Source organism: Mesorhizobium sp. M1E.F.Ca.ET.041.01.1.1 (assembly GCF_003997355.1).
GTDB lineage: Bacteria > Pseudomonadota > Alphaproteobacteria > Rhizobiales > Rhizobiaceae > Mesorhizobium.
Map to the genome: position 1 here is coordinate 1 of NZ_RZSL01000240.1, position 8,810 is coordinate 8,810.

The 8,810-nt window shown below is 63.9% G+C and carries 8 protein-coding genes and 3 pseudogenes; 4 read left to right on the forward strand and 7 right to left on the reverse strand.

Annotated elements, in window-relative coordinates; translation table 11 throughout:
• Both EOA38_RS19590 and EOA38_RS19595 read right to left on the reverse strand, forming a co-directional pair.
• A partial coding sequence (locus tag EOA38_RS19590; RefSeq protein WP_127299999.1) for an aldehyde dehydrogenase family protein occupies positions 1-626 on the reverse strand: 626 nt, incomplete at its 3' end.
• 19 nt (positions 627-645) lie between these two features.
• Positions 646-1,872, reverse strand: coding sequence for an iron-containing alcohol dehydrogenase (locus EOA38_RS19595; protein ID WP_127300000.1), 1,227 nt, complete (start codon positions 1,870-1,872; stop codon positions 646-648).
• Positions 1,873-2,097: 225 nt separating this feature from the next.
• Between EOA38_RS19595 and EOA38_RS19600 the strand changes: the two genes are divergently transcribed.
• From EOA38_RS19600 to EOA38_RS19615, 4 genes and pseudogenes are all read left to right on the forward strand, one after another.
• On the forward strand, positions 2,098-2,796 hold the full coding sequence (locus tag EOA38_RS19600) for a GntR family transcriptional regulator (RefSeq protein WP_127300001.1): 699 nt from the start codon (positions 2,098-2,100) through the stop codon (positions 2,794-2,796).
• An 8-nt stretch (positions 2,797-2,804) separates the two neighbouring features.
• A pseudogene (locus tag EOA38_RS19605) lies at positions 2,805-3,023 on the forward strand (ATP-binding cassette domain-containing protein); the annotation flags it as partial.
• Between the two features lie 4 nt (positions 3,024-3,027).
• A pseudogene (locus EOA38_RS19610) lies at positions 3,028-3,258 on the forward strand (ABC transporter substrate-binding protein); the annotation flags it as partial.
• Between the two features lie 73 nt (positions 3,259-3,331).
• Positions 3,332-3,925 carry a DJ-1/PfpI family protein gene (locus EOA38_RS19615; protein ID WP_126090778.1) on the forward strand — a complete coding sequence of 198 codons (594 nt, stop codon included), beginning with the start codon at positions 3,332-3,334 and terminating at the stop codon, positions 3,923-3,925.
• An 81-nt stretch (positions 3,926-4,006) separates the two neighbouring features.
• On the opposite strand, the pseudogene EOA38_RS40445 reads toward EOA38_RS19615, so the two are convergent.
• The 5 genes and pseudogenes from EOA38_RS40445 to EOA38_RS19640 all read right to left on the reverse strand — a co-directional run.
• A pseudogene (locus EOA38_RS40445) lies at positions 4,007-4,185 on the reverse strand (acyl-CoA thioesterase); the annotation flags it as partial.
• A 167-nt stretch (positions 4,186-4,352) separates the two neighbouring features.
• Entirely contained in the window at positions 4,353-5,264 is a 912-nt protein-coding gene (locus tag EOA38_RS19625; protein WP_126090777.1) for an ABC transporter permease, read from the reverse strand.
• Positions 5,261-6,361 (reverse strand): ABC transporter permease, encoded by a 1,101-nt coding sequence (locus tag EOA38_RS19630; protein WP_126090776.1) that lies wholly within the window; start codon positions 6,359-6,361, stop codon positions 5,261-5,263. Before EOA38_RS19630 ends, EOA38_RS19625 begins: the two co-directional genes overlap by 4 nt.
• Positions 6,358-7,881: an ABC transporter ATP-binding protein gene (locus tag EOA38_RS19635; protein WP_127300002.1), complete on the reverse strand. Its 1,524-nt coding sequence runs from the start codon at positions 7,879-7,881 to the stop codon at positions 6,358-6,360. Before EOA38_RS19635 ends, EOA38_RS19630 begins: the two co-directional genes overlap by 4 nt.
• A gap of 3 nt (positions 7,882-7,884) precedes the next feature.
• Positions 7,885-8,810 (reverse strand): BMP family ABC transporter substrate-binding protein (locus EOA38_RS19640; RefSeq protein ID WP_145966001.1); only part of this gene is annotated, 926 nt, incomplete at its 5' end.

Sequence of the window (8,810 nt, forward strand, 5' to 3'; positions counted from 1 at the left end):
TCTTCGTAGAGAGCTGCAAGTGCGTAGGCTGTCAGCGGCGTCTCGCTGGCGGGCTTCAGGATCACGGTGCAGCCGGCTGCAAGCGCCGGCGCGATCTTGCGCGTCGCCATCGCCGCCGGGAAATTCCACGGCGTTATCAGAACGCAAATGCCGATGGGCTGGTAGTCGACCACGATCCGGTTTGCGCCAGACGGCGCGAGGCCGAACTCGCCGCTGATGCGAACCGCTTCCTCCGCGTTCCAGCGGAAGAACTCGGCCGCATAGGCGACTTCGCCGCGCGCGTCGCGCAAAGCCTTGCCGTTCTCCAGGGAAATCAGCGCGGCCAGGGTCTCCGCCCGTTCGGTCATAAGCTCGAAGCAGCGCCTCAGGATCTCGGACCGCCGGCGCGGCGGGGTTTCGCGCCAGCTTGCAGCTGCCTCCGCGGCCGCATCAACGGCGGCAGCAGCGTCGGCCAGCGTGGCATCGGGAACCGCCGCGATCACGGCCTCCGTCGATGGGTCGACCACTTCGATGACGCGGCCGTTGGACGAGGGGGGCCATTTCCCGCCAATGTAGAGCCCATGCGAAAATGGAGTGTAGTCGGACATGTCGGAATCCTGCTCAAAAAGCTCCGGGGAAATGTTCATTGGAATCGGGCTCCATCCCTCACATCATCGCGGCCGACATGTCGCCGCCAAAGGCTGCCCTGACCAAGCGCTGCATCGCTGGCAGGTCGAAGGGGCGGGGATTGTTCTTGATCAGCCTGTCGATGCCGAGCGCCTGCTCCGCCGTCCAGTCGATCCTATCCTCGGGAAGGCCGAGGTCAGCCAGCGTCCGGGTTATGCCGATGGCGTTGAAGAGTCGCGCAACTTCCCTGATCGTGGCGTCCGCCAGCTGATCGGCGTTGCGGTCCTGGCGCGGCAGGCCAAGGGCAGTGCCGATTTCGGCGATCTCCGGCGTTGCGGCGGGCAGGTTGTAGCCCATCACGTAGGGGAGCATCGTCGCAACGCCCAGCCCGTGCGGCGTGTGAGTGAGCGCGCCGACCGGATATTGCACCGCATGGGCGGCGGCGGTTCCCGCCGTGCCGAAGGCGCAGCCCGCGGCCAACGCTCCCATCATGACATCGGCGCGTGCAATCTCGTTCGACCCGTCACGATAGGCTGCTTCGAGGCTGCGGCCCAAAAGTCTGATTGCCAGCAGGGCGAAATGATCGGTCAGCGCGCTCTTGCCGACGAAGACATGTCGTTGCGGCAGATCGGCATCGGCGTAGCGTCTTGCCGCGGTGAAGGCCTCGATCGCATGCGTCAGCGCGTCGGCACCGGCGATGGCTGTCAGGGAAGGGGGGCAGGTCGTCGTCAGATCCGGGTCGCAAAGCGCAACCGCGGCAATGAGGTGGGGGCTGGAAATGCCGACCTTGAGCGTCCGCTCCGGGTCGGAGATCACAGCGACCGGGGTCACCTCGGAGCCGGTGCCGGCCGTGGTCGGCACAGCGATCAGGGGAAGGGTGGGGCCTGGCACCTTGAACTCACCATAGTAGTCCTGGAGCTTGCCGCCATGGCTGAGCAGCAGCCCGGCGCATTTGGCCATGTCGAGGCAACTGCCGCCCCCAACCCCGATCACCATATCCGGCTTGAAGCCATTTGCGTCCGCGATACAGGCGCCGACGCTGTCGCGAGGCACGTCAGGCAAGGTCCGGTCATGGACGAGTGTGTCGACCCCGGCAGTTTTCAATCCATCAAGGATTTCGACGAACTCTGACGTCTTGGCGAGGCGTTCGTCGGTGCAGATGAATGCGCGCCGGCCATATCGATCGGCAATGGCAGGCAGCGCATGGCGCTGGCCTTTACCGAAGAGAATTTCGCGCGGCAGGCGCGCGGCTGCAAACAAGGTCATGGACTGAGATCTTTCAAAACAAACCGATTGGCCAAGTGCCGCGATCGTCGCCGAGCCTGACTTGGCGGGTCCCTGGGTTCAGCTTTCTTGCCGTCCTGACCGCCAGGCGCGGCCGTAAAGGGTTCCTAGCTCATTTGTTCGTATCCTCTATAAAATCGTATAGGATATAGTATTGAATTGGCCGGAGCATCATGTTAGGGCTCGCTCCTGTCAAGAGGCAAAACGATGCAAGACCCTGATCTGACCGTCGACAACGAAGCTCGCTCGAGCGGCCGCATCCAGCGCGCCAACAGCTTGGCGGGCGATGTTTACGAAGCAATTTTTGCACAACTGATGTCGCTGAAGATTCCGCCGGGATCTCGGATTACCGTGGACAATCTTGTCAGGGAATTCGACGTTTCACACACGCCCATCCGCGAAGCGCTCGGTCGTCTGGAAGGCGAGGGCCTGGTCGTAAAGACTCACTTGATCGGCTATCGCGCCGCCCCGCAAATTACTCGGCGCCGGTTCGACGAGCTTTATGAATTGCGTCTTCTGCTCGAGCCCGCCGCCGCGGCCAAGGCCACGGCAACGCTTGACGAGGGGCGCCTCGCAGCTCTGCAGGAGGCGGCCGGCGTAATGGCCCGGCGCGTGGGTAAGGACGAGCGCCTCCGCTATTCCAACTTTGCACGGCAGGACGCGATCTTTCACGACAAGATCATGGAGTTCGCGCAGAACGAGCTCATCCGCGAGACACTGAGCCACCAGCATACCCATTTCCACATCTTCCGCCTGATGTACCACTCGCGCGTCACCGAAGAAGCGTTGGACGAGCACGAGGCCATTCTCGCCGCCTTCGCTGCCGGCGATGCGAGCGGCGCCGCCGATGCGATGCGCATCCACATCGAGAATTCGCGGGACCGACTTCTGCCTGCCTTCGAGTGACCGCTGCTATGTCCATTGCCGCTCGCATTGACAGAGAACGCGCTGTTGCGCCGGTCGCCGCCCAGCCGGTCGCGCCCGTGCTGCGCGCCGAAAGCGTTTCCAAGCAGTATGGCGCCGTCACCGTGTTGTCGGATGTCACGCTCGATATCCTGCCCGGCGAGATCCATGCGGTCATCGGCGAGAACGGGGCCGGCAAGTCGACGTTCATGCGGCTGCTTTCCGGCTACATCGCTGGCGCTCGGCGGCAACGGGATGAAGGAGATCGTCAAGAAGGTGATCGACGGCGAGGCCATGACGCCGGTCGAGACACCTTACCCGCCTTCGATGATCAAGACCGCCATCTACATGACAGTGGCGAACCTGATCGGCCAGGCGCCGGTCCGCGGCCACGTCAAGCTCGATGCCCCGCTGATCACCCAGGCCAATGCCAAGGAATACTACTTCCCGGATTCTCCCTTCTGACAATCGGCAAATCCAATTTGCGACAGCCAAGGCGCGACAGGGCCTTGGCATTTCAAAATCGAAAGGACAAGTCATGCCAGCCAAGAAGATTCTGATGCTGACCGGTGAGTTCACCGAGGAATACGAAATCTTTGTCTATCAGCAGGCGATGGAAGCCGTCGGTCACACCGTCCACGTCGTTTGCCCCGACAAGAATGCCGGCGACCTGATCAAGACCTCGCTGCACGATTTCGAGGGTGACCAGACCTACACCGAGAAGCTTGGTCACTATGCTCTGATCAACAAGACGTTCGCCGACGCGGAGAAACAGCTCGACCAGTACGATGCCGTCTATTGCGCCGGCGGCCGCGGACCGGAGTACATCCGCACCGACCGGCGCATTCAGGCGATGGTGCGCCATTTCCACGAAACGAAGAAACCGATCTTCACTATCTGCCACGGCGTGCAGATCCTGATTGCGGTCGATGGTGTCGTACGCGGCAAGAAGGTAGGCGCGCTGGCGGCCTGCGAACCGGAAGTGACGCTCGCCGGCGGCACCTATATCGATCTGTCTCCGACGGAGGCTTATGTCGACGGCACGATGGTTTCGGCCAAAGGGTGGACCGCGCTCGCCGCCTTCATCCGGGAATGCCTGAAGGTGCTCGGCACGGAAATCCGGCACGGCTAGCGGACGGCGCACTTCCCCTTCAAGATCGGTGACCGCGCTTTCGTATCGAACGCGATGGATCTTCGCCGGGAGCACCGTCTCCTAGCTGCCAACCGCTTCGAACCGTTGCTCGAACTCGCGACGCGGTTCGCGGCGAAGTTCCGCTGCCCGCAATCGGCGTTGGTGCGTTGCGTTCATCGCTTTTGAAGCCGGCACCCTGCCGGCCTGCCATCATCGTCAACCGCCACCATCGTGAAGTAGCAGGAATTGGTGTGACGTCGGACGAAGGCGGTGTCGGTCAGGCTGGCATCGCCGGCAGGATTGGCCCGGGATCAGCTCGGCATTTTAAGGCATGGTCTTGAGGATTGCGTGCAGCCCTTCATGCCCCGGGGACGGTCCGATCTGCGCTCAGATGTCGGGTTATTGCGCGCCCGGGCGGCGAGCGACACTATTGTTCGAAAGGCTCTCCCAGCGAAGCCACGCCGTTGAGCTTGAGCAGACGCCGGTTCGAAGAAATGATGCCCAGCACAACGATTGTCACGAGATAAGGTAGGCTCGATAGAAGTTGCGAGGAAACGTCGAGCCCAGTTGTCTGAGCCGCGAGGCTTGCGAGAGACACGGCGCCGAAGAGGCAAGCGCCGAGGAAGATACGGCTGGTAAGCCAAGTGCCGAAGACCACGAGCGCGATCGCGATCCAGCCGCGCCCGGCGATCATGCCATCGGCCCAGAGCGGAGTGTAGACCACGGCCGCGTAGGCACCGGCGAAACCCGCCAACGCGCCGCCGAAAGCGACCGCGGCGAAACGCACTGCGATTACCGGATAGCCGAGCGCACGGGCCGCCTTGGGATTCTCGCCGACGGCGCGCACGACAAGGCCGGTCTTGGTGTAGGCGAATATCGCCCAGATGGCGACGGTCGCAGCAAGCGAGAGCCACACGACGACGTCCTCGACGAACAGGCCGCCGATGACCGGGATATCTGAAAGCCAGGGCAATGAAAGCTTCGGTAGGCCTTTGACCGTGAGGCTCTCATAGCTCTTGCCGAACAGTGCCGAGAGGCCCTGGCCGAGTATGCCGATGGCGAGACCCACCGCGACCTGGTTGGCGCGGAACCCCAGCGCGATGACGGCAAAGACAAGGGAAAGAGCCGTGCTGGCGAGGCCCGCGGCGACGAAACCCAGGAGGTGGCCGCCGCCGTGATAGACGATGATGAAGGCGATGACCGCCCCCAGGGCCATCAGTCCCTCCACGCCGAGATTGAGGACGCCGGCCCGCTCGGCCACCATTTCGCCCAGCGCCGCCAAAAGGAACGGCGTGGCCGCCGCCAGCATTCCAGCGACGATGAACTCGAGGGCATTCATGGAGCGCTTCCGTGGGCGGCATGGCGCCATTCGAGCCGGTAGCGGACGAAGGCGATGGCGACGAGATAGGCGAGCAGCAGACTGCCCTGGAAGACCCGGACCGCGGCGACCGGCAGGTTTGCCGAGACCATGGCGTTGTCGCCGCCGATATAGAGGGCCGCCATGAGCAGCGCGGAAAAAACGATGCCTATCGGGTGAAGGCCACCGAGATAGGCAACGATGATGGCCGCATAGCCGTAGCCGGTCGAGATGGAGCGCTGCAACTGGCCGAGCGGCCCCGCCACCTCGGCCGCCCCGGCGAGGCCTGCCGCGAAGCCGCCGATGAGGAGGGAAAGCCAGATCGCGCGTCCTTCGTTGAAGCCGGCGTATCCGGCCGCGCGCGGCGCAAGGCCGCCGACCTGCAGCTTGTAGCCAGCGAAACTCCTCTGCATGAAGACCCAGGCCGCAAGGGAGAACGCGAAGGCGATAAGCAGCGAGACGTTGACGCGGGTGCCGGGGATCAGGATCGGCACCATCGCGTCGTACTGGAACATCACCGACTGCGGGAAGTTGAAGCCGGCCGGGTCCTTCCAGGGGCCGAGAAGCAGATAGTTGAGCACCTGCGCGGCAACGAGCGCCAGCATGAGCGAAACGAGAATTTCGTTTGCGTTGAGCCGCACGCGCCAGAACGCTGTGAGCGAGGCCCAAAGCGCGCCGCCCAATGCGCCGAGGACGAGCATGGCGGGCCAGATCCACTGGCCCGTCGCCTGCGGGAGCCAAATGGGAACGGCCGATGCGAAGATCGCGCCGAGGATGAACTGACCTTCGGCGCCGATGTTGAAGACCTTTGCGCGAAAGCCGATGGCAAGCCCCTGCGCGATCAGCAGCAGCGGCCCCATCTTCAGCAGGACTTCCGAGAAGGAGGCCCAGGACAGGAAAGGCTCCAGAAGCATCGCGTGGAAAACAGCGGCCGGATCTCGGCCCATCAGGAGGTAGAGCGCGAGATTGAGCAGCGTCGCCAGGCCGAGCGCGGCGGGCGGGGCGACCAGCTTGATTGCAAGCGAGGCGTGCTCCCGGCGAACCAGAACGGGAAGGAACGGCCGAAACAGAGCGCTCATGCGGGGACCTTTTCGGCCGTCGAATGCGCGCCGATCATGTAGCGGCCGATCTCCTCGGGTCTGGTGTCGCGCGTCACCAGCGGCGGGCTCAGCCGGCCCTGATGGATCACCTGGATCGAATCGCAGAGCTCGAACAGTTCCTCGAGTTCCTCCGAGATGACGAGGATGGCCATGCCTTCGTTGCGCAGCGCGACAAGGCGCCGGCGGATGGCGGATGCGGCGCCGATATCCACGCCCCAGGTGGGCTGCGCCACAAACAGCAATTTCGGGGACAGCATGATCTCGCGGCCTATGATGAACTTCTGCAGATTGCCCCCCGAAAGCGCCCCGGCCTCCGTTTCGGAACCTGGCGTGCGCACGTCGTATTGCCGGATACAGTCCTCCGTGAAAGCCTTGGCGCGGGCCGCGTCGACGAGGCCGCGTTTCAAGAGGCCGGAGGGATGGGCGGTCAGAAGGCTGTTGAGGACGAGCGACATTTCCGGCACCGCGCCGCGGCCCAGCCGTTCCTCCGGAACGAAGGCGAAGCCCAGCCGCCGGCGGGCAGCCGCATCGAGCGCGCCGACGTCTCTTCCCATCATGAAGATACGCTGTGACTTTTCGCGCGGCAGCACCGTCTCGCCCGAGATCAGCGCCGCGAGCTCGCTCTGCCCGTTGCCCGAGATGCCCGCGATACCAAGGATCTCGCCCGCCCGGACCGTCAGGCTGACGTCGGAAAGCGTCGCGGCGAAGGGATCGTCCGGCCGATGCTCGAGGCCAACGATTTCAAGGCGCTTTTCTCCGCCGGAATGCGCAAGCGCCGGCATGGGCTGAGGCATGTCGCGGCCGATCATCATGCGGGCGAGGTCGTGCGCGTCGTGATCGCGGGGATCCACATGGCCCGTGATGCGCCCGCCGCGCAGGATGGTCGCGCGGTCGCAGACCGCGCGGATCTCCTCCAGCTTGTGCGAGATGAACAGAATGGACACGCCGCCGTCGCGCAGCCGCCGCAACGTCTCGAAAAGCTTGTCCACCGATTGCGGCGGCAGGACGGAAGTCGGTTCGTCGAGGATCAGGAGCTGCGGTCGGGTCATCAGGCAGCGGATGATTTCCACCCGCTGCCGCTCTCCGACCGAGAGAGCATGTACGTGGGCAAGCGGATCGACCTCCAGGCCGAAGTCGCGGCCAAGCTTGCGGATGCCTTGCGCAAGATCCGATTTGCTCCCGGGCACGACCAGCCGGACGTTCTCCACCACCGTCAGCGTCTCGAACAACGAGAAATGCTGGAAGACCATGCCGATCCCCTTGCGTCTCGCATCCGCCGGGGACGCGAGCGCGAGGGGCTCTCCTTTCCAGCTCGCCGTTCCGGCGTCCGGCTGCTCGACGCCGTAGATCAGCTTCATCAGCGTCGATTTGCCCGCCCCGTTCTCTCCGAGGATTGCGTGGATCGAGCGCGGAGCCACGTCCAGATCGATGTCCCGATTGGCATGGATCTGGCCGTAGCTCTTGGAGATGCCGCGCAGCGACAGAAGCGGGGCGGTCATGGATTACTTGGGCAGCGGCGTGGTGACACCCTTGACGTGCCAGTCCATGGCGACGATCTCGGCCTCGGTCATTGTCTTGCCGGCGGGAACGCCTTCGCTGCCATCGGCCTTGGCGATCGGACCGGCAAAGGGCGAGAAGCTGCCGTCGGCGATCTTGGCTTCAACCTCCTTGATCTTGGTCATGATGTCGGTCGGGATGCCCGGGTTCCAGTCGACGACTTCGACGACCTTGTCGCCGACACCCAAGAAGGCGTTGGCGCCCTTGAAGGTACCGGCAAGGTGGGCGTCGACCGAGGCTTTGAAGAAGGGCGACCAATCGGTCGCCACGCAGCCGAGATAGGTCTTGGGCGCGTATTTCTTCATCGACGAGTTGAGGTTGAAGGCGGGGATGCCGGCCTCCTCGCAGGCCGCAATGACGGAAGGCGTGTCCTGCGCGTTGGAGAAGATGACGTCGCATTTCTGCGCCAGCAGCGCCTTGGCGGCTTCCTGCTCCTTGGCCGGATCGAACCAGGAGTTCACCCATACGACCGAAACCTCGACATCGGGCTTCACCGCCTGCGCCCCCAGCGTGAAAGCGTTGATGGAGGTGATCAGCTCGGGAATGGCGAAGGCGGAGACCGAGCCGAGCTTGCCGGTCTTCGAAAGCGCGGCCGCCGCCATGCCCATCAGGTAGGTGCCCTGGGAATATTGGGCAGCAAAGGGCGAGAAATTCGGCGCCACCTGGAAACCGGAAGCGTGCAGCACGGTGACGTCGGGATTGCGGCGCGCGATCTGCAGGGCGCCGTTCTGGTAGCCGAAGGAGCCGGCGATCAGGAACTTGTTCCCGTCGGCGACCGCCTTGTTCATGATGCGGTCGGCGTCGGGGCCTTCCTGAATGTTCTCGATGATGGTGACCTTCACCTTGTCGCCGTAGGCGGCCTTGACCGGCT

What these genes read in the sequence shown, in the direction of transcription:
- EOA38_RS19595 (WP_127300000.1), bottom strand. Translation starts at nt 1,872, where the DNA reads ATGACCTTGTTTGCAGCCGCGCGCCTGCCGCGCGAAATTCTCTTCGGT.
- EOA38_RS19600 (WP_127300001.1), top strand. Translation starts at nt 2,098, where the DNA reads ATGCAAGACCCTGATCTGACCGTCGACAACGAAGCTCGCTCGAGCGGC.
- EOA38_RS19615 (WP_126090778.1), top strand. Translation starts at nt 3,332, where the DNA reads ATGCCAGCCAAGAAGATTCTGATGCTGACCGGTGAGTTCACCGAGGAA.
- EOA38_RS19625 (WP_126090777.1), bottom strand. Translation starts at nt 5,264, where the DNA reads ATGAATGCCCTCGAGTTCATCGTCGCTGGAATGCTGGCGGCGGCCACG.
- EOA38_RS19630 (WP_126090776.1), bottom strand. Translation starts at nt 6,361, where the DNA reads ATGAGCGCTCTGTTTCGGCCGTTCCTTCCCGTTCTGGTTCGCCGGGAG.
- EOA38_RS19635 (WP_127300002.1), bottom strand. Translation starts at nt 7,881, where the DNA reads ATGACCGCCCCGCTTCTGTCGCTGCGCGGCATCTCCAAGAGCTACGGC.